This window comes from Mesorhizobium sp. B2-4-6, assembly GCF_006442775.1.
Lineage (GTDB): Bacteria > Pseudomonadota > Alphaproteobacteria > Rhizobiales > Rhizobiaceae > Mesorhizobium.
In genome coordinates this window covers 525,897-547,927 of sequence record NZ_VFVI01000003.1, presented here as the reverse complement: position 1 = coordinate 547,927, position 22,031 = coordinate 525,897, and the positions used below count along the sequence as shown (strand labels likewise).

21 protein-coding genes and 2 pseudogenes are annotated in these 22,031 nt (G+C 65.3%); 13 read left to right on the top strand and 10 right to left on the bottom strand.

Annotation, left to right across the window (positions count from 1 at the left end):
- Nucleotides 1-91: 91 nt before the first annotated feature.
- Entirely contained in the window at nucleotides 92-2,323 is a 2,232-nt protein-coding gene (locus FJ957_RS12820) for a cation:proton antiporter (RefSeq protein WP_140831916.1), read from the bottom strand.
- A gap of 263 nt (nucleotides 2,324-2,586) precedes the next feature.
- Here FJ957_RS12820 and FJ957_RS12815 point away from each other — a divergent pair, with 263 nt between their 5' ends.
- The 4 genes from FJ957_RS12815 (at nucleotide 2,587) to FJ957_RS12800 (ending at nucleotide 6,253) form a co-directional block, all read left to right on the top strand.
- The gene (locus FJ957_RS12815; protein ID WP_140831799.1) at nucleotides 2,587-2,805 is read left to right on the top strand and encodes a hypothetical protein; all 219 of its coding nucleotides are present in this window, start codon (nucleotides 2,587-2,589) and stop codon (nucleotides 2,803-2,805) included.
- 108 nt (nucleotides 2,806-2,913) lie between these two features.
- Nucleotides 2,914-3,699, top strand: a complete 786-nt coding sequence (locus tag FJ957_RS12810; RefSeq protein ID WP_140831797.1) for a DUF2270 domain-containing protein — start codon at nucleotides 2,914-2,916, stop codon at nucleotides 3,697-3,699.
- Between the two features lie 106 nt (nucleotides 3,700-3,805).
- A complete protein-coding gene (locus FJ957_RS12805) occupies nucleotides 3,806-4,105 on the top strand; it encodes a hypothetical protein (protein WP_140831796.1) in 300 nt (99 codons plus the stop codon).
- A gap of 552 nt (nucleotides 4,106-4,657) precedes the next feature.
- The gene (locus FJ957_RS12800; RefSeq protein WP_246685828.1) at nucleotides 4,658-6,253 is read left to right on the top strand and encodes an alpha/beta fold hydrolase; all 1,596 of its coding nucleotides are present in this window, start codon (nucleotides 4,658-4,660) and stop codon (nucleotides 6,251-6,253) included.
- An 88-nt stretch (nucleotides 6,254-6,341) separates the two neighbouring features.
- Here the strand turns inward: FJ957_RS12800 and FJ957_RS12795 are convergent, their stop codons facing one another.
- Both FJ957_RS12795 and FJ957_RS12790 read right to left on the bottom strand, forming a co-directional pair.
- Nucleotides 6,342-7,172 (bottom strand): aldo/keto reductase, encoded by an 831-nt coding sequence (locus FJ957_RS12795; RefSeq protein ID WP_140831793.1) that lies wholly within the window; start codon nucleotides 7,170-7,172, stop codon nucleotides 6,342-6,344.
- Nucleotides 7,173-7,272: 100 nt separating this feature from the next.
- Nucleotides 7,273-7,869, bottom strand: a complete 597-nt coding sequence (locus FJ957_RS12790) for a TetR/AcrR family transcriptional regulator (protein WP_140831915.1) — start codon at nucleotides 7,867-7,869, stop codon at nucleotides 7,273-7,275.
- A 482-nt stretch (nucleotides 7,870-8,351) separates the two neighbouring features.
- Between FJ957_RS12790 and FJ957_RS12780 the strand changes: the two genes are divergently transcribed.
- The 4 genes and pseudogenes from FJ957_RS12780 to FJ957_RS32210 form a co-directional block, all read left to right on the top strand.
- Nucleotides 8,352-8,891 carry a (2Fe-2S)-binding protein gene (locus tag FJ957_RS12780; RefSeq protein ID WP_140831789.1) on the top strand — a complete coding sequence of 180 codons (540 nt, stop codon included), beginning with the start codon at nucleotides 8,352-8,354 and terminating at the stop codon, nucleotides 8,889-8,891.
- Nucleotides 8,888-9,871, top strand: coding sequence for a xanthine dehydrogenase family protein subunit M (locus tag FJ957_RS12775; protein ID WP_140831786.1), 984 nt, complete (start codon nucleotides 8,888-8,890; stop codon nucleotides 9,869-9,871). Before FJ957_RS12780 ends, FJ957_RS12775 begins: the two co-directional genes overlap by 4 nt.
- A complete protein-coding gene (locus FJ957_RS12770) occupies nucleotides 9,868-12,165 on the top strand; it encodes a xanthine dehydrogenase family protein molybdopterin-binding subunit (protein ID WP_140831782.1) in 2,298 nt (765 codons plus the stop codon). The genes FJ957_RS12775 and FJ957_RS12770 overlap by 4 nt, the downstream gene beginning before the upstream one ends.
- Nucleotides 12,166-12,299: 134 nt before the next feature.
- Nucleotides 12,300-12,530: pseudogene (locus FJ957_RS32210) on the top strand (VOC family protein); the annotation flags it as partial.
- Nucleotides 12,531-12,588: 58 nt separating this feature from the next.
- On the opposite strand, the gene FJ957_RS12760 reads toward FJ957_RS32210, so the two are convergent.
- The 4 genes and pseudogenes from FJ957_RS12760 to FJ957_RS32520 form a co-directional block, all read right to left on the bottom strand.
- The gene (locus tag FJ957_RS12760) at nucleotides 12,589-13,419 is read right to left on the bottom strand and encodes a hypothetical protein (RefSeq protein WP_140831780.1); all 831 of its coding nucleotides are present in this window, start codon (nucleotides 13,417-13,419) and stop codon (nucleotides 12,589-12,591) included.
- A 245-nt stretch (nucleotides 13,420-13,664) separates the two neighbouring features.
- Nucleotides 13,665-14,360, bottom strand: a complete 696-nt coding sequence (locus tag FJ957_RS12755) for an outer membrane protein (protein WP_181177529.1) — start codon at nucleotides 14,358-14,360, stop codon at nucleotides 13,665-13,667.
- A gap of 351 nt (nucleotides 14,361-14,711) precedes the next feature.
- Nucleotides 14,712-15,671: an AraC family transcriptional regulator gene (locus FJ957_RS12750; protein WP_140831776.1), complete on the bottom strand. Its 960-nt coding sequence runs from the start codon at nucleotides 15,669-15,671 to the stop codon at nucleotides 14,712-14,714.
- Nucleotides 15,672-16,001: 330 nt separating this feature from the next.
- Nucleotides 16,002-16,366 (bottom strand): annotated as a pseudogene (locus FJ957_RS32520) (zinc-binding dehydrogenase); the annotation flags it as partial.
- Between the two features lie 104 nt (nucleotides 16,367-16,470).
- Between FJ957_RS32520 and FJ957_RS12740 the strand changes: the two are divergent.
- From FJ957_RS12740 to FJ957_RS12730, 3 genes are all read left to right on the top strand, one after another.
- The gene (locus FJ957_RS12740) at nucleotides 16,471-16,974 is read left to right on the top strand and encodes a hypothetical protein (protein WP_246685827.1); all 504 of its coding nucleotides are present in this window, start codon (nucleotides 16,471-16,473) and stop codon (nucleotides 16,972-16,974) included.
- A 65-nt stretch (nucleotides 16,975-17,039) separates the two neighbouring features.
- Nucleotides 17,040-17,321, top strand: a complete 282-nt coding sequence (locus tag FJ957_RS12735) for a hypothetical protein (protein ID WP_140831775.1) — start codon at nucleotides 17,040-17,042, stop codon at nucleotides 17,319-17,321.
- A 133-nt stretch (nucleotides 17,322-17,454) separates the two neighbouring features.
- On the top strand, nucleotides 17,455-18,297 hold the full coding sequence (locus FJ957_RS12730) for a slipin family protein (protein WP_140710825.1): 843 nt from the start codon (nucleotides 17,455-17,457) through the stop codon (nucleotides 18,295-18,297).
- Nucleotides 18,298-18,397: 100 nt separating this feature from the next.
- Here the strand turns inward: FJ957_RS12730 and FJ957_RS12725 are convergent, their stop codons facing one another.
- The gene (locus tag FJ957_RS12725; RefSeq protein ID WP_140831773.1) at nucleotides 18,398-18,709 is read right to left on the bottom strand and encodes a hypothetical protein; all 312 of its coding nucleotides are present in this window, start codon (nucleotides 18,707-18,709) and stop codon (nucleotides 18,398-18,400) included.
- A gap of 127 nt (nucleotides 18,710-18,836) precedes the next feature.
- Nucleotides 18,837-19,031, bottom strand: a complete 195-nt coding sequence (locus FJ957_RS12720; RefSeq protein WP_140831771.1) for a hypothetical protein — start codon at nucleotides 19,029-19,031, stop codon at nucleotides 18,837-18,839.
- A gap of 321 nt (nucleotides 19,032-19,352) precedes the next feature.
- On the opposite strand from FJ957_RS12720, the gene FJ957_RS31820 reads away from it, so the two are divergent.
- Nucleotides 19,353-19,493: a hypothetical protein gene (locus FJ957_RS31820; protein ID WP_181180561.1), complete on the top strand. Its 141-nt coding sequence runs from the start codon at nucleotides 19,353-19,355 to the stop codon at nucleotides 19,491-19,493.
- Nucleotides 19,494-19,769: 276 nt separating this feature from the next.
- A complete protein-coding gene (locus FJ957_RS12715; protein ID WP_140831769.1) occupies nucleotides 19,770-20,021 on the top strand; it encodes a hypothetical protein in 252 nt (83 codons plus the stop codon).
- Between the two features lie 443 nt (nucleotides 20,022-20,464).
- On the opposite strand, the gene FJ957_RS12710 is transcribed toward FJ957_RS12715, so the two are convergent.
- Nucleotides 20,465-21,964 carry an MFS transporter gene (locus FJ957_RS12710; protein WP_140831768.1) on the bottom strand — a complete coding sequence of 500 codons (1,500 nt, stop codon included), beginning with the start codon at nucleotides 21,962-21,964 and terminating at the stop codon, nucleotides 20,465-20,467.
- Nucleotides 21,965-22,031: the final 67 nt, after the last annotated feature.

The following is a 22,031-nucleotide window of genomic DNA, read 5'->3' as shown; positions in this document are numbered from 1 at the left end:
AGCAAGGTCCTCGTCCAAAGGGCTCGCGGCCCCGTGCCAAACGTCGGCGATCGGCAAGCTGAAGATACCGCTTCGACAGCCATCGGCCGCCTTATCCGTTACCGGTGCCCGTGCGCACGGCCTCACGGTCGCTCTCGTCGCGTTTCACCCGCTCGTCGGAGATCAGCACCACCGGGCATGGGCCGCGGCGCAGGACGGCCGTCGTCGTCTCGCCGAAAATCAGCTCCTCGCCCTGGCGCCGCGCCACGCCCATGACGATCAACGCCACGCTGCGGCCGGCCTGGCGGGCGATGGCATCGGCGGCGGCGGCCCGCGAGCGGATGGCCGTCTCGATCTCGACGCCGTAGCGGTCGGCAAGGGCCACGATGTCCTTCAGCACCGCCTCTCGGCGGCGATGCGAGACCGTGTCGCGCGGCTCGTCGCGGCCGACCCTGGCGACATAGAGCATCTTGACCGGCGCGCCGGTGACGGCGGCGATGGCCAAAGCCAGTTCGGCGCCTCGGCGCGCAACCGCCGTGCCGTTGACCGGCACCAGTATCTTGCCGGATCCCGGGCCGAGCCGAGGCATCTGGCGGCCAGCGGCCGCCGGCTTCAACACCAGGCAGAGCGGCCCGTCAAAGGCGCCGGCGACTTCATTCAGCCGATGCGAGAAGCCGCCCTTGGGGGTGACCGCGCGGCCGAGGCCGACGAGCAGCATGCCGTAGCCCTTGCGCGCCTCCTTGGCGACCGCCTCGGCCGAAAGCACCTCATGCTGGCGGCGGGTGACCGGCGCTTCGCGCGCCGGCGTCTCGTCGCCCTTTTTCGCCGCCTCGCGGCTGTCCTCCGCACCCTTCTCGATCTCCTCCAGATGCAGCCCCTCGGTCGGCTCGGCGTCGATCTCGCCGCTGGAATGCAGCACCGTCGTCGGCTTGCCGGCGCCGATGACGCCGGCGAGATAGGCGGCGAAGCGGCCGACGACGCCCTCGTCGACTACCACCAGAAGCCGCTCCAGACCGGCGACGAATCCGCGCTGGTCGACCTCCTCGCGCTCCAGCCGCTTCTTTTCCTTCTCGCCCATCGGCAGGCGGCGCAGCGCCCAGCGCAAGGTCGGCGGCATGATCAAAGTGGTGATGACGGCCATGGTGACGATCATGGTGAAGAGGTTATGCGAAAGCACGCCCATCGACAGGCCGATCGAAGCGACGATGACCTCCGTGGAACCTCGCGCATTCATGCCGCAGCCGACAGCGATGCCTTCGGCGCGGCTCATGCCGGCGACTTCCGCGCCAATGAAGGCGCCGCCGAACTTGCCGATCGAGGCGATCACCACCAGCGCCACGGTGAGCAGCGCGAGTTGCGGATCGATAAGCACGGTGAGATCGGCCGACAGGCCGGCGACGCCGAAGAAGACCGGCATGAACAGCGCGGTGATGATGCCACGCAACTGCCCTTCGATGTGGCGCGACAAGATAGGCGACTCGCCGACCAATATGCCGGCGACGAAGGCGCCGAGCACGGTGTGCACACCGATCAGGTCGGTGATCAGCGCCATGGCGCCCATGATGGCGAGGATGACGGTGACGACCGCGTATTCCGAGCGGAAAGTATCGTTGGTCCAGCGGATGGCGTCGAAGACGATGCGGCGCCCTAGCGTGAAGGAAAACGCCATGAAGGCGGCGACGCCGGCGATGGTGAAGGCCAGGCTGCCGATCTCGATGCGCCCCTTGGTGGCGATGCCGATGGTGATGGCGATGATCACCCAGCCGATCGTGTCCTCGATGATGGCCGAGGAGACGATGATCTGGCCGAGGTCGCGGCGCATGAAGTTCATGTCGCGCACCACCATGGCGACGATCTTGACCGAGGAGATGGAGAGCGCGGTGCCGAGGAACAGCCCGGCGACGATGCGCTCGCTGCCGGCGGCAAGCAGCGTGGCCGGCATGAACTGGGCGGCGACGAAGCCGAGCGCGAAGGGTATGGCGACGCCCGCGGCCGAGATGGAAAAGCAGGCGCGGCCGACGCGGCGCACCAACCTCAAATCGGTCTCCATGCCGGTGAGCAGGAGCAGCATCAGGACGCCGAGCTGGGCGATGGCGTTGATCATCGACTTTTGCGATGGGTCACCGGCGAAGATCAGCCGCTCGGCCGCCGGCCAGACCCAGCCGAGCAGCGAGGGCCCGAGCAGGATGCCGCCGATCAGCTGTCCCATCACCGCCGGCTGGCCCAGTATTTCCAGCACCTCGCCGATGCCGCGGCCGACGACAAGCAGCAGGATCACCTCGGCGACGAAAATGCCTTCCGAGGACATGCCTGTCTTCTCGGCGGCGAAGGCGACGGCGGGCATCAGGGCGAGCGCCGCAGCACCAAGCGCGATCGACCAACGCCGATTGAGTATTTTGGACAAGCTGTCTCCCCTCGATTTCGCGTCATAACGGTTTGGCCGGTGGTTCGGTTGCAGGGCGTCGAAGCTGCTAATCTCCCGCACAAGGGGAGAACAGCAGTTCCAGCGCTTCCCTACAATTCTATTCAAATGCCGCCGCCGATCTTTGCTTCCCGGTAAAGCGACTCGGCGATGGTCGCGCCGTGGCGGGCAACAAGGAGAAGCTAATGAAAAGCGACTTTGCCGCCGCCCACCTGCACCTCGACCGGGCCTGCCATTACCTGCGTGGCGACGATGAAACGAGCCGCGCGGCGCTTGCGGCGCTCGACCTTGTGATCGAGGCGGTGGCGGTAGCCCAGCATGCCAGGCCGATAGCCGATGTGCTGCCCTTTCCGCGGCGCGCTAATGGTGGTCTTCCCCGCTTGCATCCTGATTTATCCGCCTGAAAAGGCGGGAACATTTTGGGTCGACCGCACGTTGTGTTATACGGGATGTGGCTGGGCTGTTCTTAGTCGGGACGCGGCCGGCCATTGCGGCGGGAGGCGCGTGGCACAATGTCCCAGACGAAGGCCGCAAAATCCACCGACGCGGCCACGGCCCCGAAATCCACCGAGGCGAACGCGCCGGCAACATCAACCGAGAAGGCAGCACCGCCGCGCGCTTCCGATGCGCTGGCGCTGAAGCTTAGTTCTCCCGAATTCACCACGACGCTGTCGCATTTCCATCGCGCCGAGATCGCGCGCATGGCCGGCTGGCGCGACCGGCTCGACCGCACCAGCAACTGGGCGATCACCGTGGTGGCGGCGATGCTGTCGGTGTCGCTGTCGACGCCCTCCGCGCATCACGGCGTGCTTTTGTTCGCCATGCTTTTGATCACCCTGCTTTTGTGGATCGAGGCGCGGCGCTACCGCTTTTTCGACGTCTACCGCGCCCGCGTGCGGCAGTTCGAGCGCTATTATTTCGCGCAGATTTTTTCGCCGCAGCCCGACTATGCCTCCAACTGGCTGGCCATCCTCGGCGAAGGCCTCCGCTCGCCGCGTTTCCTGATCTCGCAGCGCGCGGCGCTGATCAGGCGGCTGCGCCGCAACTACATCTTCATGTACACGATCCTGCTGCTTGCCTGGATCCTGAAGATCACCACGCCAAGCCTGTCGCGCGACGGTTCACCCATCGGCTTCGGTGCCTCGCTCGTCGACACGTTCCGGGTGGCGACACTTGGCCCCATCCCTGGCGTCGTCGTCGTGTGCGGGGTGGCCGCCTGCTATCTCGCGCTGCTTGCCGCGGCATTCCTGGTCCGCGCCGATGACGGCGAGTTGTCGTTCGGCGACGTGCATGTGTGAAACCGGGTTGACCCCTCCCCGGCGGACGGCGACTATCCGTATCAGGGACCGGTTCACGCCTTGAATCGCCGAACCGGGCCAAGTGTCTGTTTCTGGAGGAGATCGCATGGACGACACCGACCAATGGCGCAACATGGCGAGTGCGCCGCGGGACGGCAGCCGCATCCTGGTGACGGTGCGCTCTTCCGAACAAGGGCCGGCCGAGGTCGACATGGCCTACTGGTCGCGCGCCGACCAGTTCGGCGAGGAAGGCTGGCGGGCGTCGGACTCCTCGCCTGGCCGCGTCGTCGAATATGCCGAGCCGGAGCTCAGATGCTGGATGCCGCTGCCGACCGCCGGACGCGGGTCGATGCCGAGCCCATGGGAGGGCGAGGACGTGCCGCTGGTGGACGGAGACGGGATTTAGGGTGAAGCCCGCCGTGGATCGGAAGGCAGGCTTTCAAAGCCGAAACGAGGCGGGTCCTCGCCCGGCACGCCGGCGAGAGAGCGCTGCGCGGGCCGACGCCGCCAAGGCAAGAAGCCGGCTCACGAGCATTGGCAGACTTGTTCTGGGAGCGCCGGGAAACCGTTGAGCTAGCTGCCGCTCCAAGTACCGCGCCTGGGCGATGTCGTGACGAAAGATTGCGGGTGGGTTGCCTTGGGGCCGGTAGAAACCATCATCTTGCCGGAAGGGCCAGTCGGTCGGGCTGAATGGCAGCATTGAGGTTCTCCCACGTTTCAGGTTCGGCCAACTCTCTGGCGCGACCGTGATAAAGCTGGAGAAGGCAGCGTGATCGAAACGTGAAAAAGACCGCTTGGGACAGATAGCGGTTGAATTAGCAGGGGCGAAGCGAAAGAATTGCCATAACCGTGGCCGGGGCCGAACCCAATGATAGGGCCTCATCTTTATCTTCTGGGCGGATTTGATCTCGCCAGTAGTGGCGCGGCTGCTCCAACCTTGAGCCGTAAGGCACGGGCGATGATGGCCTATCTCGCCCTGCAAGCCGGACAGGCACAATCGCGCGAGAAGCTGGCCGCCCTGCTCTGGAGCTTGAATGGCGAAACGCAGGCCCGGATGAGCCTCAGGCAAGCCGTTTCGGCCATCCGAAAGGCCATGCACAAGTGCGGCAGTGGAGGGTTTGTGACGGACGGCGCCAGTGTCGCCCTGTATCTCGACGAGATCGACTTCGATGTCGCCCGGTTCGAGACGCTTGCGACAGGATCGTCGCCCGAACACCTCGAGCAGGCACTCGCCGTCTACCGCGGCGACCTGCTCGACGGTCTTGGCTTGAAAGAGGAGCCGTTCGAGGACTGGCTTCGAGTTGAACGCGAGCGCCTGAGAACGATCGCGGTTGCAGCGCTGGAAAGGCTGGTGGCGCATTACGGCGCGTCGAACGACCTTTCATCCTGTGCGCGCACGGCTGCGCGACTGCTCGCAATGGAGCCCCTGCGCGAAGATATCCACCGGGCATTGATGAGGGCCTATGCCGCGCAGGGCCGCATCAACCTTGCCCTTAAACAGTATGAGCTCTGCCGTGAGGCGCTGGAGAGAGATCTCGGGCTGCCGCCAGAACTGGAAACGCGCCAACTGTACGAGGCTCTGCGGACACGCCGGATGAGCTCATCGCCCTACCCGAAGCGTCCAGTTGCGGCCGCCGAGCCGGCGGCCGGTTCGGGGGCAAATGCCGGTGGGAGCCTTTCCGGCGGCGAGCCGATGCCACCGGCCACCCATTACGTCAAATCGGCAGGAATCAACATTGCCTATCAGGTGACCGGCGAAGGGCCGGTTGACCTCATATACGTGCCCGGCTGGGTCTCCAATCTCGACCTTGCCTGGGGCTCGCCGCGCTTCGCGCATGTGCTCAAGCGGCTCGGCACCTTTTCACGCCTGATCCGATTCGACAAACGCGGCACCGGTCTATCCGACCGCAATGTCGGCCTGCCGACGCTGGAAGAGCGCATGGAGGATGTGCGTGCGGTACTGGACGCAGTCGGCTCCACGCGAGCGGTGTTGTTCGGCAGCTCGGAGGGCGGTCCGATGTGCATGCTTTTCGCCACCACCTATCCCGAGCGTACGTCCGCGCTGGTGCTCAATGGAACCTACGCCAAGGGCACTTGGTCAAAAGAGTATCCCTGGGCAAGAACTGTAGCGCAGGTGGACGATGATGTAGCGGCCGTGGAGCGGCAATGGGGCAAGCCCGCCGACATGAGCAACGCAGCACCGAGCCTGACCGAAAACATGGTCGAACGCGAATGGTTCGCCGCCTATCTCCGGAATTCGGCCTCGCCCGCCGATGCAATCGCGCTCTGGCGCTGGGGTACCGAAGTCGACGTCCGCGACATCCTGCCGGCGATCCTAGTCCCGACGCTGGTCGTGCAGAGGACGGACGACCGTTGGGTGCGCCCAGAGGAAGGGCGTTATTTGGCAACCCACATCCAAGGCGCGAGATACGTCGAGCTGGCCGGCAGAGACCACGTGATCTGGGGTGAAGATTGCGACCGCCTGGTTGACGAGATACGAAGCTTCGTCACCGGATTGACGTCCCGAAAGACCATTTCTGCGCTCACCGGATGACGGCAGCATGTCGTCGGCAGAACTGCTCATTTCCCCATCAGTGGGAAGATTGGAGGTTCCGACGCCGCACCAATAGGGGCGCAGCGTCTCAGAACAAGAACGCCGCCGTGGCTGGATCGGGTCCCGTCCGGCCGTCGGCCGAATCCAGACCGTGAACGGTCTGCATGTCTTCGCTGTCGAGTTCGAAACCGAAGACGTCGAAATTGCCGGCGATACGCTCCTGGTGGATCGACTTCGGGATGACGACCAGCCCTTCCTGCAAATGCCAGCGGATGATCACCTGCGCCACCGACTTGCCGTGCTTCTTCGCCAGCTTCTCCAGCGTCGGGTCGGAAAGCAGCCGGCCGCTGCCCAGCGGGCTCCAGCTCTCGATATGGATGTTGTGCTTCTCGTGGAATTCGCGCTTGTCGCGCTGCTGGAAACGCGGGTGCAGTTCGATCTGGTTGACGACCGGCGTCACGCCGGTTTCGCCGATGATGCGCTCCAGATGGTCCTGGTTGAAGTTCGACACGCCGACCGATTTTATCCGGCCGGCCTTCTGCAGTTCGACCAGCGTCTTCCAGGCCTCGACATATTTGTTCTGGCTGGGCACCGGCCAGTGGATGAGGAAGAGGTCGATCCGGTCGATGCCGAGCTTTTGCATCGTATCGTCGAAGGCGCGCAATGCCGCATCACGCCGATGCGCGCCGTTGCGCAGCTTGGAGGTGATGAAGAGTTCGGATCGCGGCACGCCGGCCGAACGGATCGCCTCGCCGACGCCTTCCTCGTTGCGATAGCCCTCGGCGGTATCGATCAGCCGGTAACCGGCCTCGACGCCCCAGCGAACGACCTTGGCGGTGATGTCGGGATCGACCTGCCACACGCCTAGGCCGATCTGCGGGATGGCGGCGCCGTCGTTCAATGTGAGATGTTCGGACATGGGGGATCCTTTTGGAAGGGAGGGTGGTGCCGACTATGTAGGCCGTGGGTTGAGGAATGCCAGTCGAGGGGGAACTGGTGGCGCCGGCAGCTGCGGCGCCTCAGCCCCTCGCCCCGAACCGCAACCCATCCATCAAAAGCTTCACCAGCCTCCCCGAACGCTCACGCCACTCTGGCGTGTTCGGCGCGGAGTAGATGCCGCCCAGCGCGTGCATCACATCGGAAGCGTCGACGTCGGCGCGGATTTTCCCCGCGGCGGCGGCGGCCTCGATCAGGCCTCTCATGGCGCCGGAGACGCGTCCGGAGGTGTCGGAGAACAGCGTCGAGTTGGTGGTGAGCAAAAGGCGCAGGCTGGTGGCAAGACCGCGCTTCGTGGCGATGTAGTCGACGAAGCGCTGCATCCAGAGCTCCAGCGCGACATCGGCCGGATGGTCGCGCACCAGTTCCTCGGCCGCGTGGCAGAGGCCTTCCACCTCGCGGCGGTAGACCACCTCGACCAGATGCTCGCGCGTCGGGAAATGGCGATAGAGCGTGCCGATGCCGACCCCTGCCCGCTTGGCGATCTCCTCCAGCGAGGCATCGACGCCGTCGCTCGCGAAAGTCTGCGCCGCCACCTCGACCAGCCTGTCGCGGTTACGCTGCGCATCGGCGCGCAATGGCTTTGGCGCCTGCGCGTCGCGCGTCGCTTCAGCGGTCATTTCCCGGTCGGGCACTTTTTTCTCCACCAATGCAATATGGGGGGTTGAACCATGGCTGGCCAGACCCCAGTTAAATAAACGGAGGCACCTCCGCTTTAGTGGAGTGGCTTTATCATATAACCAGGGGAAGCGGTATGTCACGTAGAGAAGGACGGGAAGCTTTCCCTGCCCGCTGGAGCGAGGCGCGTTCTGCGACATCTGTGGTTGGCGAATCCGCTCGTGAGTTCGTCATCCTAGGGCGAAGCAAGGAGCGAATCGACGCGGCGCAGACCCAAGGATCCATGCCATACCCTGCGAGCGCGGCTACGGTGCAGAATTCTGGCCTGCCGCGTTTCTCGGCAAACGTCGAGGCATGGATCCTCGGGTCAAGCCCGAGGATGACGACCGCGAAGGTCGCGTCCAGGCTGCCGTTACCCTTGCCCCTCTCCTCCCAAGCCCCATTTCCATCCGCCTAGCGTCCAGCAATCGGAGCCCGACGCCCTATGACCAGCCAGACAATCATCGATCCTCCCGAAGACGGCCACGTCTTGAACGGGAAGGCCAGTCCCACCACACTTTCCCTCAACCTCACCATCAACGGCCGCGACCACGCGCTGGAGATCGAGCCGCGCGTGACGCTGCTCGACGCGCTGCGCGACCGGCTGCATCTCAGCGGCACCAAGAAGGGCTGCGACCAGGGCCAGTGCGGCGCCTGCACCGTGCATGTCGACGGCGAGCGCGTGCTCGCCTGCCTGACCTTGGCGGCCCAGGTCGAAGGCCGCTCGATCACCACCATCGAAGGGCTCACCGACAAGGACGGCACGCTGCACGCCGTGCAGGCCGCCTTCCTCGAACAGGACGCCTTCCAGTGCGGCTACTGCACGCCGGGGCAGATCATGTCGGCGGTGGCCTGCATCCGCGAGGGCCATGCCGGCTCCGACGAAGAGATCCGCGAATACATGGCCGGCAATCTTTGCCGCTGCGGCGCCTATCCGAACATCGTCGCCGCGGTCCGCCAAGCCGCACAGGAGCTGCGCACATGAGAGATTTTTCCTACCTTCGCGCCGACAGTGTGGAAGCCGCGCGCAACGCGGCCGCCCTTCCCGGCGCCATGCTGCTGGCCGGCGGCACGACGCTGGTGGACCTCGCCAAATGCGGCGTCGCCGAACCTTCGACCGTCATCGACATCAGTCACATCGAGGGGCTCGAGGCCATCGATGTCACCGCCGAGCGCGCGGTGATCGGCGCGCTGGCGAAGATGAGCCATGTCGCCGACAATGCCGAGGTGAAAAGCCTGTTCCCGGCTGTGTCGGAGGCGCTGTGGCAGGCGGCCTCGGCGCAGCTGCGCAACATGGCGACCATCGGCGGCAACCTGATGCAGCGCACGCGCTGCCCCTATTTCCGCGATCCGCAAAACTTCCCGGCCTGCAACAAGCGCGCGCCGGGCAGCGGTTGCTCGGCGATCGGCGGGGTGACGCGCGGCCATGCGGTGCTCGGCGTGAGCGACGCCTGCATCGCCACCTATCCGGGCGATCTGGCGGTGGCGCTCGTCGCCTTCGACGCCGAGGTCGATCTCGGCGAGCGCAAGCTCAGGGTCGAGGACTTCTTCCTCGCCCCCGGCGCAACCGCCGAACAGGAGCACGACATCCGCCCCGGCGAGGTCATCACGGCCATCGAAATCCCCGGCTCGGCCGCAGCCCGGCGCTCGACCTACATCAAGGTGCGTGACCGCCAGTCCTATGAATTCGCCGCAGCCAGCGCAGCAGTAGGGCTGGAGCTCGAAGGCGATGGCCGCACTGTCCGCGACATCCGCGTCGCGCTCGGCGGCGTCGCCACCAAGCCGTGGCGCGTACGCGCCGTCGAGGAAGCGCTGAAGGGCAAGGCGCTCGACGAAGACATGATCCGCGAGGCGAGCGAGCTCGCCATGCAGGGCGCCGTCGACCATGGCGCCAACCACTACAAGATCGCGTTGGCGCCGCGCGTGATCGCGCGCGCCATCCTCAAATTGGGAGAGACGGCATGACCGTTCATGACATGAAACACGCCGCGTCCGACAGCGCGCGCCTCGAGGCGGTTGGCGGGCGCCTGTCACGCGTCGACGGCCCGGCCAAGATCACGGGCGCAGCGAAATACGCCTTCGAGCAGCAGCTTGAGGGGCTGGTGCATGCGGTGCTGGTAGGCGCGACCATCGCGGCCGGCAAGGTGACTGCCATCGACACCCGCGCGGCCGAGACCGCGCCGGGGGTGCTTGCCGTGCTGACGCCCGACACCATTATGGAATTGAAGGGCGCATCGGACTGGCTCGGCAACCCGCCGTCGCAGCCGACCTACGCGCCGCTCGTGCGCGAGGTCACCTTTTCCGGCCAGCATGTCGCGGCCGTGGTGGCCGAGACTTTCGAGCAGGCGGTGGCGGCGGCCGCACTCGTCAAGGTCTGGTATGACGAGAGCCCGGCCATCGTCGACCTGAGCGACGGCAAGGCCGGCGACGGTATCCCGATCGATGCCATGACCAAGGAATGGGGCGACGCGCAGGCGGCGTTCGCCGCTGCACCCGTTCGCGTCTGCGTGGCCTACAACACGCCGCGCGAATTCCAGGCGGCGATGGAGCCGCACGGACTGATCGCGCGCTGGGAGGGCGAGGAGCTGACCATCTGGGAGCCGAGCCAGTGGCTCGACGGCATGGCGCGCACCTACGCCGAGTGGTTCGGCGTGCCGTTCGAGAATGTGCGGCTGGTGTCGCCCTATATCGGCGGCGGCTTCGGCTCCAAGGCGCTGGCGCTCGCCCATAGCGCGGTCGCGGCGGCTGCCGCCAGGATGCTCGGGCGCCCGGTGAAGCTGGTGCTCAATCGTCCGCAGAACTTTACGTCCTATGGCGGCCGCGCCGCGACGCGGCAGACCGTTGCCATCGGCGCCGACAGCGACGGCAGGATCCAGTCGATCGTGCACCGCGGCGTCAACGAGACGGCCGTCGACGGCATGTGGGTCGAGCCGCTCGGCTCGGTCACCTCGATCATGTACGCCACGCCCAACTTCTCCTCGAAGCAGAATGTCGTGCGGGTCAACACGGTGGTGCCGGGAGCAAAACGCGCGCCGGGCGAGAACCCGAGCACCTTCGGCATCGAATGCGCCATCGACGAGCTTGCCCATGAACTCGGGATCGATCCGCTGGAGATGCGGCTGATCAATTATGCCGAACAGGATCCGCATGCGAAGAAGGCATGGTCGACACGCCAGTTGCGCGAGGCCTTTGCCGCCGGCGCCGAAGCTTTCGGTTGGGCGAAGCGCTCGCCTCAGCCACGCTCGATGCGCGACGGCCGCCAGCTCATCGGCTGGGGCATGGCGGCCGGCACCTATCCGGTGCGGCGCGCGCATGGCGAGGCGGTGGTGAAGCTCATGGCCGACGGTTCGGTCGAGGTCGAAAGCTCCTCCATCGACATGGGCCAGGGCACTTACACGATCCTGGCGCAGACCGCGGCCGAGACGCTCGGCGTGCCGGTGGAGCATGTGTCGGTAAAGCTTGGCGACTCGCATTTTGCCCGCGCCGGCGTCACCGGCGGCTCGCGGCTGGCCGGCGTCATGACCGGCGCCGTCTACAAGGCGGCCGGCCAGGCGCTGGACGAGTTGATCGGGCTGGCGCTTTCCGACCCGCGCTCGCCCTTCCAGAAGCTGCAGGCAAACACACTGTCGGTAAAGGACGGGCGCATCGCCTCGCCGCGCGGCGAGGGGCCGGAACTGTCGATCGCCGAATTCATGTCCGCCGTCGGCCGCGACCAGATCGAAGCCAAGGGCGACACGCTGCCGGCCAGCACGACGCCGGAAGAGCGCTACAAGAACTATACCACGATCGCTATGTCGATCCCGCACACCGAGGGCGACTATTCGCGCCATTCCTGGTGCGCGCATTTCGTCGAGGTGCGCGTCGACGAGGATTTCGGCACGGTGCGCGTGTCGCGCGTGGTGTCGGCGCTGGATTCGGGCCGCCTCTACAACCCCAAGCTGGCGGAAAGCCAGTGGAAGGGCGGCATCATCATGGGCATCGGCCAGGCACTGCTCGAAGAAGGCATCGTCGACCGCCGCCACGGCCGCATCGTCAACGGCAATTTCGCCGACTACATGCTGCCGACCAACGCCGATATCCCCGACATCCAGACGATCTCGGTCGGCATCCCCGACCCGCACTCCTCCGCCCTTGGGGGCAAGGGCGTGGGCGAACTGGCAATCGTCGGCATCGCGCCGGCGATTGCCAACGCAGTGTTCCATGCGACGGGCAAGAGGATAAGGGATTTGCCGATCACGCTGGAAAAATTGATCGAGTAATTTTCCGCTCAAGGTAGAGGCTACGGCTCCGTCGCTTTCGCCAAATCCCGACGACCTCGCGGTCGGCCCTTCCACCAGATCGAAGAAACCTGCTTTGGCAACGAAACAGCTGGGGCGATGACAGAACCCGCAACAACAGTCCGACCAGTTCGGCGGGCCGGCCAATGCCCGACGGCAAGCGGCCAGGCCCTGGAGGCTGGAACCGCATCCATCTGATCGTCGAGGATCTTGCGGAGGAGGTTGACCGGTTGCGGGCGGCGAGTCTCAGCTTCCGCAATGAAATCGTCCCGGGTCCAGGCGGATCGCAGATATTGAAGATCGATCCGTCCGGCAATCTGGCGGAGCTGTTTCAGCCGGTCCGGCGAGGGTGCTTGTCGCCGGAAGACAGCGGAACAGCACCCCGCGCGATGTGGGCGGCACCGATCATTTCACGCTCAAATTCTTCACCTCGTTGGGCCGGTAGGTGTCCATGGCCGCGCCGTTGCGATCCTCCTCCAACAGCGACTTGCTGCCGAAGGAGGCGCGCAGGCCCACCAGGTATTTGTGGGTCTCGCCGAGGTCGGTTGAACCGATCTTCGTCTGCTCCAATTGATAGCGCGCGAACACTGACCACGGTGTGTCGTTGAACCGGTACATGGCCTGGAGAGCGCCGCCGGATACGTCCAGGTTCACCCCCTGGTCCGTTCTGCTGAAGCTGAGTTCCGCATCCAGGCGAAGGTTATCCTGGACGAAGTAGCGTGCGACGGCGCGGACGTTCCATTGGTCGGAGTTGAGGGAATCCTCGTTTGCCCGGCCAAAGGCAGCCTGCCCGTAAAGGGTAAGATTGCCGAAGTAGATCTGGGCTTCCGGACCGACGGTCCAGGAACTCGCCTTCCCGTCGAAATCGCCAAAGTCCACCGACGTATAAGTCGCGAACACACCGGCGGCAAATCTGTCGGGGTCCCGGTAGTATCCGTGGATCGCGCCGCCGACGCCGCCCCAATGAGCGAAATCGTCGTCCCAGATCCGGTCATAGGTGAGGTCGCCCTGGAAGTTCCAGCGCTGGGCGAACGGAATGTTGACGCGGGCGGCGCCCCCTGCGGCGTGCACGGTGTCGCCGATGCTGGTAAAGCGAAGCCCGCCCAGGTAGATCTCGCCGTAGCCGGAAATATGCGGCGTCACCACCGTCTCTCCGGCCAGCGGCTGCGGTGCGTCGGCGGCGTACGCGAACGTCGTGGCGACCAGCGACGCGGCGGTGATTGAAAAGCGATGCATTAGGAGTCCCCGAATTCGAATATGCGTCCTGCGGTCCGGACGAATGCCGTGGTCGGTCTTGCATTGTTCGCCGTCCGGCGTCTTGGGCTGGACCGCAGCGGAATTGTCCTGGAAAGCGCTGCCGCACTTGACGCGCCAGTGTGGCCATCCGGCCACCAGCCGACCGGCCTGCTCATTCCTGTCGCCTCTCCCCCCACCACAAGCAAACCCCGGTGCGAGGCCAGGGTTTCGTGCGATCTGTCGGATCAGAACTTGTAGCTGAGGCCGACCCGCAGATCGTGCGTCTTGAGATCGACACTCGTCGCCGTGGGAAGACCGGATGCGATCGAGAGAGCCTTGCTGCCGAAATCGGAGTAGCGGTACTCGACGCGAGCGATCCATTTATCGGTGAAGGCGTGCTCGACGCCGGCTCCAACCGTCCAGCCAACATGGGTGTCGTCGTGGAGCGGTATGTCACCACTGGAGGTGCCGGTGATGCCGATAATTTCATACTTGGCCGCGGCCACGCCCGCAGTGATGTAAGGCAACGTCCGATCGAACGCATAGCCGGCGCGCAGCCGCGCCGACCCCGACCACTGGAGCTCGCTCTTAAGGATAGTGCTGCCGCCATTGGCAAGGGTCGTCAGTCCTTCGACGTTACTGTACGCAATGTCCGCCTCAACACCGAGCACGAAGCGGTTCGCCATCTCCTGATTGAAGCCGATATGGATGCCGCCAATGAAACCGTCCGGATCGACAGGAGCGTTAATATCGGTGCCCCCAATACCACCGCCGGAGATGAAGAGATTGGATTTTCCGGCGGCGTAGCCGAAGTGAACGCCGGCATAGAGCCCGGACCAGTCGTAATCGGCGGCAATGGGCAAGGTTTCATTGATGTCCGCCGCGGGCGCCATGCCGACAGATGCGAGAATAACGGCCGTGGCGAGAAGAATCGTTTTCATTGTTGTTTGCTGCCCCATGGGTGTTGCGTTCGCCCGCTGCGGAAATGCTCAGCGGAGATCCAGTTAACGTCGAGAGCCACGATGTTGCATTGTTCGCAGCCCGCGTCTTGGGCTGGACCGCACCGGAATTGTCCGGGAAAGTGCTGCCGCGCATGTCCGGCCAGTGTGGCAGTTCGGCATCAGCCGACAGGCGCGCTCACTCCCGGCGACCGCGGCATTGGCGCCTCCCGGCTCACGTCGGCCGGCGTTTTTTCGTTTCCGGCACAAGCAAGAAACCCGGCGCGAGGCCGGGTTCCTATCTGTTCACGCAAACAGAGATCAGCATTGCTACGCGCTAGCCTGGCCGGCGAACTATCTGGCGCTGCTCGGCGTCGAGCCGAAGCGGCGGCGGAAGCAGCGGTTGAAATAGGAGACGTCTGAGAAGCCGCTCAGCAGCGCGATCTCGCTGATGCGCATACGGTCGTTGCGCCTGTCGGAAAGCATGCGATGGGCCCTTTGCAAGCGCAATTCGAGAACGCGCTCGGCGAAGCTCACCCCGCTTTCCTGCAAGAGGTCATGGACATAGCGGGGCGAGAGCCGCAACTGCTGGGCAACGCGCTGGGCCGAGATGGCCGGATCGGCGAAATTGTCCCTGATCTTGTCGAGGATTGCCTGCAGCCTTGCCGCGCGCAGGCCGCGCATGCCAGCGAGCTCGGCGGGCTCGCCCTTGGCGCCGGTTACCAGGCCGATCAGATCGACGATCGTTTCGGTGGCATGGGTGACAAGGTCCGGCGACACCAGAGCCGGACCAGCTTCCAGGAAGTTGCAATAGCGCCTGAGCATGCCGAGCGCCTCATTGTCGGCCGCCACGGTCAGTGCCAGCCGGTCCTCGACATGGGCGAAGGCACTCTCCAGGATCTCGCGCGGAACGACGATGTTGGCCCAGACATTGCTGTCGCCGCCGCTCATTTCCAGCGCCTCCGAGGCAGATACCAGCGCGGCCTCGCCCTTGCCCACGCTGTAGTCGCGGCCGGCCTGGGCGCCGCTCAGCCTGGTGTCGCCATGGTTGATCAGGAGGAGATAGCCGTCGCGGCCATCGTCGGCGATGTTGCGGGCCTTGCGGCTGGCATGCCGGATGGTTCCGGCCATCTGCCCCAGCACCACCGGCCCGACGGGCGTGGCTTCGATCTCGGCCGCGAATGGCTGATTGGCCGAGATGGCATATTCGACCGACCATATCTCGGCGACGTGGATGTCCTGCCAGAGCGCGAAGCGCGCGCGGTCGTCGAGATGCCCAGGCAGGTCGAGCGACGAGAAGACGTTCTTTTTCAAGGGCAACCTGGCCTTTCTGCGCGCGCGTCTTCACTTGCACGGGCACCGTATTGGACCAGTTCACATCTTGTCCAGAGCCGCAAAATATCTATGCATGCTAGGACAATTCCGTTGCTGTTCTGGACAAGAACTCACCCGAATTTCATCGACCCGATCGGAAAATTTCAAGAATACTCGGAAATGTCAGCTCGAATCGGCGGCGCCCTGCCGATCGTAGCGGAAAGCGGATCCAGGCTGTGGAGCCGGCGGCAAAGCCGCCAATCTCCCCCACGTGGGGTCCCTCGTGGGGGAGATCGGTCGCCCATCTCTTTCGCCAATCTCCAACGTCGGCTACCAGTCCAACCCGAACACCAGCTTGCCGAAATGCACGCCGCCGGCGGCCATGTGAGTGTAGGCCTCGGTTGCCTCGTTCTGCGAAAACACCTTGTCGACGACCGATCAGCTCCAGCAGCTTGCCGTCCCAGTCGGGTCGCGCGGTAATTGATCAGGTGATCGGCGCCGAGCGCCTTGGCCCGATCGAGCTTCTCGTCCGAGGACCAAGTAATGACGGTGGCCCCGGCCGCCTTGGCGAGCTGCAGCGTGAAGATCGAGACGCCGCCCGTGCCGAGCAGCACGACGACCGAGCCCGGCCCGACATCGGCGGCGCGGAGCGCGTTCCAGGCAGTGCTGCCGGCGCTCGGCAAGGTCGAGGCTGCAATCCGCGCTTCGGAAAGGTGTTAAGCGCCATTTCCTTCGCATTCCCGAGGATGCCACGCCACCATAAGTCCTGTATGGTCGCCACATGTCTCGGAGGGCGACCATGCAAAACGGATTGGCAAAATTCATCGTGGCTGCTCCCATCGCGGCCACCCTGCTGGCCGCAGCGCCCGCCCATGCCGCCTCGTGCGCCTGGTCCGCCAAGATGGAAGAAGACGAGGGCGGCAGCGTGATGACGGCGTCGGTCTGCGGCGGGCCGAAGGGCGATGCGCATCTGATGCTGGCCTGCTTCGACAGACCGGTGCTGAGCTATGATCTGGGCGCCGCCGGCGGACAGCTCGAGCCCGGCATCAGCGGCTCCTTCACCTTCAAGGCCGGGGGCAAGAGCGTGACCAAAAAGCTCGAGCTCGAGGCGATGTACAATTACTTCACCGCCGAGCTCTCCGGTCCCGCCGACCCGTTGCTGGCGCTCTTGCGCGGCAAGGGCGACGTGACGGTTTCCGCCGACAAATATGGCGCGGCAAGCTTTCCGCTGAAAGGCTCAGGCGCCGCAATCGGCAAGGTGCTGGCAGCGTGCGGCAAGGGTTCAGGCGGCGAGGCGGATTGATGCCTGGGCGCGCGCCGGCGCCCGCGTTCCATCGCTTTTGACGCCTTGCGTGGAAGCCGAGTTGCTTGGAAGCCAACGTCCGGCACAGCCAGCCGCGTGGCGTCGCGTCCGCCTGCCTTGGCAGCGTAGAGCGCCTTGTCCGCCTGGACTGGCCGCGCGTGTTCTTGACGCAGCAGAAGTCCGGCGGCTGGGCGACGGCGGCGCAGCAGGTCACGCTCGTTGGCGACAAGCTGCGTGTGCAGCACGACGAGGCCGGCCACTTGCGGTTGTTATGCGATTGCGCGTCGGTGACCAGCCCCATGGCGAAATCTTTCATCCCGCACCATATGAATCTCAGCCGGCGATGATTGCCCTCGCGACAAGCGTGATCGATCCCAGAATGCCGGCCAGGCGGCCCATCCCGGGCCGCCGACGCTCCTCGCGAGGCCCGTTGCGGCATCGCGCGACCCTGTCACCGGCCGCGACACAGGAGCTTTATCCATGAATCCGATCACCCTTTTCCTCACCGCTGTCTTTGCGCTCATCGGCGCCGGCGTCGGCGCGCTTGCCGGGCCATGGGCGGGCGGGCCGTTCTTCGTCATCGCGGCGCTGATCGCCGCCTCGCTGAAGATGGCCAACACCTGGCAACGCTTCGTCGTGCTGCGCGCCGGCAACCTGCTTGGCGTGCGCGGTCCCGGCCTGTTCATGATCGTCCCGGTCCTCGACAATGTCGTGGCGGTCATCGACCAGCGCATCCAGACCACCGCCTTCAACGCCGAGGAGGCGCTGACCAGGGATACGGTGCCGGTGAATGTCGACGCCGTCATCTTCTGGCACGTGCATGACGCGCGCCAGGCGGCGCTGGAAATCACCAACTACCGCGAGGCGATCGACCGCGTGGCGCAGACCTCGCTGCGCGAGATGATCGGCTCCTCGATGCTCTCCTCGCTGCTTGCCGACCGCCAGGCCGCCGACGCGCATCTGCGCGACGTCATCGGCGCCAAGACGGCCCAATGGGGCATCACCGTGATGTCGGTCGAGATCCGCGACGTCGCCATCCCCGTGGCGCTGCAGGACGCCATGTCGCGCCAGGCACAGGCCGAGCGGGAGAAGGAAGCGCGCGTCATCCTGGGCTCAGCCGAGGCGGAAGTCGCTGCAAAATTCGTCGAGGCGGCCACCACCTATGCCGACCATCCGGCGGCGCTGCAACTGCGCGCCATGAACATCATCTACGAGACGACCAAGGAGCGCGGCGCCACCATCCTGATCCCGACCGGTCTGGTGGACAGCCTCAACCCGGCGGCGGCACTGGTTCAGGCCGGCGTGCTGAAAAGCGCAGCGTAGGGAGATTGCATCCTCCCGACGCATCATAAAAATCCGGTCCGGCTGATGCACCATGACGCGCCAGCCGGAACCGGATTTGTCTTCAATGATCGATGGAACCTCAGTAGTCGGAGCCGTCCTCGACCACGACCGGACGATGATGGTGCCGGTGGCCGATCGAACCGGTGACGACGACGGTGTCGTGACGGCGGTGATGGCGGTGACGCCAGCCGCGCTCGCCATTGTCATAGAAGGCGACCGTGCCGTGATGGCGGTGATGCAGGCGGTGGCCTTCCTCATTGATGATGACCGCCGGGCGGTGATGATAGTGATGCCTGTGATGCGTGCCGATGACGATATCGGCCTCGGCCGCGGAAGCCACGGCGGGGGCGGCGACGCAGAGCGCCAGGGCAGCGAGAAGCACTGTTTTCATTGCTCTTTTCCTAATTTCCGATCATCCCTTCGCCGGGGTAAACCGTTGTTCGCTGCTTTGGTTCCGGTGTGATCCGCGCCCCGGCGTGGGATCGCGGCAGGCGGGCGAGCACGGCCGTCAGCGGTGTTCAACCTCCCCGCTGGCGCCGAAGCGCGACATATCTCAGGTAGGTCGTGGCCGCGGCGTCGCAGGCGCGCCGCCTGCCGCCATTGGCCTCGATCATCGTCTTGGCCAGCCGCGACGGCAGGCCGTATTTGTCGGCGAAGAAGGCCGGCTCGTATGGCTGGTCGTCCTGATCGTCTGTCGGTCTATCGAGGTTCATGAGAGCTCCTGTCGGCGGCGCCAGAAAATTGGCGCGCTTGCCAATGCGAAGCCCTGGCTTTGGTTGCGACGCTCGGTCCTCTTCGCAGGCCGGTCCGACTTCAGTCCGATATTGCCTTACGACCGTCGCCCGATCGGCGGAACGAAGGTTCTCGGCGCTCGTTTGCCGGCATCGAATCCGCAGCATCACGGCTGCCAACTGGAGCAACGGACATGAACGACGACCGCAACAGTGTTCTGGAGGCGCGCTGGCTTCTCGCCGTGCCGGCGTCGATGCTGCTCACCGTGCTGATAGCCGGGTTATTGCTTGGGTAGGCGGGCGATGAACCACCTTCTCTTTCGCGCCGCCGACTTCCTGTCACGCTTGCCCGGCTCCTACGGAATGGTCGTCGCCATGGTCGCCTGCACCGCCGTGGTGCAGGGCTCGAGCATGCGGAACCGCATGAGATCAAGTCGAAACTGACGGAACTGGAAATGAAGGCCGAGCGCCTTGCGGCCGGTGACGGCGTGAGGGGCGGGAGAGTGAGGCCGGTGCCGCAGTGGGCGGGGGTTCGTTGGGGTAGCTGAGGCACCGGCCGAAGGGCGGAATGGGCACCGCCGCCAGCCAAAGATAGACCTCATGGGCGGCGGCGAAATTACGTGATCGCGGAAGCATTTTTGACCCGAACCATCCCGACGCATCGTTGTCACGTGGACCGATCGGAACAAACGCTCGGCGTCGCCGTTTGCGGGGATGGTTATGTTCGAATTCGCGCCCCTCGATATGAACGGCGAGATCCGCGCCGATCGCCACCGGGCCGCAAGGCTGTCGATGCTGCATGAGCGCGTGGTAAAGCGTCTCGACAAAGTCGATCATTCCGCCGATGCCGTCGAGATGGCGGCAGCCGCTTTCGTTGAGGCGACCCATCCGCCGACTATTGCCGCTGTGCCATTCAGGCCAGTCAGGATTGAAACGGCGGCCGGCTGGACAACTCGGGCTATGAGTTCCTGAAGGGCAAGAATGAAACGGTCAGACCGGATGCATGTTGCGCTCCCTGACCAGAGCGCGCTTCAGCAACGCGGCATACACCGCCTCGCGGTCCCCACGGTATCGCCCAAGCAATCCCATTGCCTCGTCGCGTTCCAGACGCCCGAGCTTCATCATAAAGCGAAGCTCACATTCCGGAATAAGAGGCTGAGCTTCTCGCCGCCGCCACCACGTTTCGTGCATCGTTTCGACCTCCCCACCGCGCCAGCCCGGTAGTCCGGCAGAACCGCTACCCTGCAAATCGCGCTGCCTGTGGAGACGTTATAGTTCAGTCGTGCATCGGCCTGAGTGACGCCGCCCACACTTCTCGCTTTCGATACTTGCATCTGTTAGCGATGTCCCCTCCAAGGGCATCGGCCCGGCCTGTCAGAGCCGCAGGCCGGGCTCCCAGGATCAGTCTGTTAGGATCAGGTGCTGCGGCGCTCTCTCAAATCGCTGGCAAGCGCAATCATCATCGCAGCCACCACGAGCCCAGCCGCGACCGCAAAGGTCGATCCCATCCCGTGCGCGACGGCTCCCGGCGCTGCTGCCGCGACATCCTTGGCGCCCACGGCGAAGGCGAACACCGCGCCCATCACCGCCGTGCCGGTGACAAGGCCGAGATTGCGCGAGAGGCTGAGCATGCCCGACACCACGCCGCGCTCCTTCCTGTCGACATCGGCCATGACGGCCGTGTTGTTGGCCGCCTGGAAAAGCTGGTAGCCCGGCGTGAGCAGGATGATGGCCGCCGCGTAGCCGGCAACGCCGAAGAGGCCTGGCAGCGCGGCCAGCGCGGCGCAGCCGGCGACCATCAGCACCAGCCCGGCGGTGACCATCGCCGCTGCGCCGAGGCGGTCGACGACGCGCCCGGCAATGACGCCGCACAGTGCCGAGACGACCGGGCCGATCGACAGCACGGCCCCGGTTGCCGCGTCGCCGAGGCCCAAGGCGCGTGACAGGAAGAACGGACCGACGACCAGCGTCGCCATCATCACCGTCGAAACCAGCGCGTTCATGGCGAAGCTCGGCGCCAGCACCGGGTCGCGCAACAGCGCGAGCTTGACCAGGGGTGACGCCACCTTGGCCTCAACGATGACGAACAGCACCGCGCCGGCCGCGGCCGCGCCGAGCAGCGCGATGTTCAGGCCGCCGAAATGGCCGCGCCCCATGGTCATGGACAACGCATAGGCGGCAAGCGTGGCGGCAAGCAGCAGCGTGCCAAGCGTGTCGAAGCGCCCCCTCGCCTCGCCACGAACGCCTGTCGCCCAGCGGACGACGCTCGCCGCTTTGCTGGCGGGTATCGCTCGGCGGACGATGCCAACCGCTTCGCTGGCGGGTATCGCCGCTGGAAGGAAGCGCCAGGCGGCGAGCAGCGCGACGGCGCCGAGCGCGGCGTTGACGAGGAAGATCGAGCGCCAGCCGAAGGCGGCGATCAGCACGCCGCCAAGCGAAGGCCCCAGTGCGGTGCCGACCGCCGACATGGTGCCGAGCAGACCCATGGCGCTGCCGGTGCGTTCCTTCGGCACCGTCTCGCCGACGAAGGCCATCGTCAGCGCCATCATCACCGCTGCGCCCAGGCCTTGCACGGCGCGGGCGCCGATCAGAAAGGCCAGCGACGGCGCGAGCGCGGCGGCAAACGAGGCGGCGCTGAACAGCGCCAGGCCAACAATCAGCAGCGGCCGGCGGCCGACAAGATCGCCGAGACGCCCGACGCTGACGATCAGCGCGGTGATGGTGAGCAGATAGGCCAGCACCACCCATTGCACGGCCGCAAAGGACGCGGCGAAGGCTAGGCTCAGCGTCGGCAGCGCGACATTGGCTATGCTGGTGGCGAGCGAGGAGACGAGCATGGCAAGCGACAGGCTGGCCAGCGCGCCCGCCGTCGAATGGCTTTCAGGCGCGGCGCGGGTTTCGGCGATGTCGGCCATGATTTCTTCTCCGTCGGTTTGAACTTGCCGGGGAAGATAAGCGCGCGGCTGACATGGCGGAACGCGC

Excerpts from the sequence above, each read along its gene's own strand:
- FJ957_RS12760 (WP_140831780.1), bottom strand. The coding sequence starts at position 13,419 with ATGCATCGCTTTTCAATCACCGCCGCGTCGCTGGTCGCCACGACGTTC.
- FJ957_RS12730 (WP_140710825.1), top strand. The coding sequence starts at position 17,455 with ATGAATCCGATCACCCTTTTCCTCACCGCTGTCTTTGCGCTCATCGGC.
- FJ957_RS12790 (WP_140831915.1), bottom strand. The coding sequence starts at position 7,869 with ATGACCGCTGAAGCGACGCGCGACGCGCAGGCGCCAAAGCCATTGCGC.
- FJ957_RS12820 (WP_140831916.1), bottom strand. The coding sequence starts at position 2,323 with ATGCCCGCCGTCGCCTTCGCCGCCGAGAAGACAGGCATGTCCTCGGAA.
- FJ957_RS12725 (WP_140831773.1), bottom strand. The coding sequence starts at position 18,709 with ATGAAAACAGTGCTTCTCGCTGCCCTGGCGCTCTGCGTCGCCGCCCCC.
- FJ957_RS12795 (WP_140831793.1), bottom strand. The coding sequence starts at position 7,172 with ATGTCCGAACATCTCACATTGAACGACGGCGCCGCCATCCCGCAGATC.
- FJ957_RS12720 (WP_140831771.1), bottom strand. The coding sequence starts at position 19,031 with ATGAACCTCGATAGACCGACAGACGATCAGGACGACCAGCCATACGAG.
- FJ957_RS12800 (WP_246685828.1), top strand. The coding sequence starts at position 4,658 with ATGATGGCCTATCTCGCCCTGCAAGCCGGACAGGCACAATCGCGCGAG.
- FJ957_RS12815 (WP_140831799.1), top strand. The coding sequence starts at position 2,587 with ATGAAAAGCGACTTTGCCGCCGCCCACCTGCACCTCGACCGGGCCTGC.
- FJ957_RS12805 (WP_140831796.1), top strand. The coding sequence starts at position 3,806 with ATGGACGACACCGACCAATGGCGCAACATGGCGAGTGCGCCGCGGGAC.
- FJ957_RS12810 (WP_140831797.1), top strand. The coding sequence starts at position 2,914 with ATGTCCCAGACGAAGGCCGCAAAATCCACCGACGCGGCCACGGCCCCG.
- FJ957_RS12780 (WP_140831789.1), top strand. The coding sequence starts at position 8,352 with ATGACCAGCCAGACAATCATCGATCCTCCCGAAGACGGCCACGTCTTG.
- FJ957_RS12770 (WP_140831782.1), top strand. The coding sequence starts at position 9,868 with ATGACCGTTCATGACATGAAACACGCCGCGTCCGACAGCGCGCGCCTC.
- FJ957_RS31820 (WP_181180561.1), top strand. The coding sequence starts at position 19,353 with ATGAACCACCTTCTCTTTCGCGCCGCCGACTTCCTGTCACGCTTGCCC.
- FJ957_RS12755 (WP_181177529.1), bottom strand. The coding sequence starts at position 14,360 with ATGAAAACGATTCTTCTCGCCACGGCCGTTATTCTCGCATCTGTCGGC.
- FJ957_RS12740 (WP_246685827.1), top strand. The coding sequence starts at position 16,471 with ATGCAAAACGGATTGGCAAAATTCATCGTGGCTGCTCCCATCGCGGCC.
- FJ957_RS12715 (WP_140831769.1), top strand. The coding sequence starts at position 19,770 with ATGTTCGAATTCGCGCCCCTCGATATGAACGGCGAGATCCGCGCCGAT.
- FJ957_RS12710 (WP_140831768.1), bottom strand. The coding sequence starts at position 21,964 with ATGGCCGACATCGCCGAAACCCGCGCCGCGCCTGAAAGCCATTCGACG.
- FJ957_RS12775 (WP_140831786.1), top strand. The coding sequence starts at position 8,888 with ATGAGAGATTTTTCCTACCTTCGCGCCGACAGTGTGGAAGCCGCGCGC.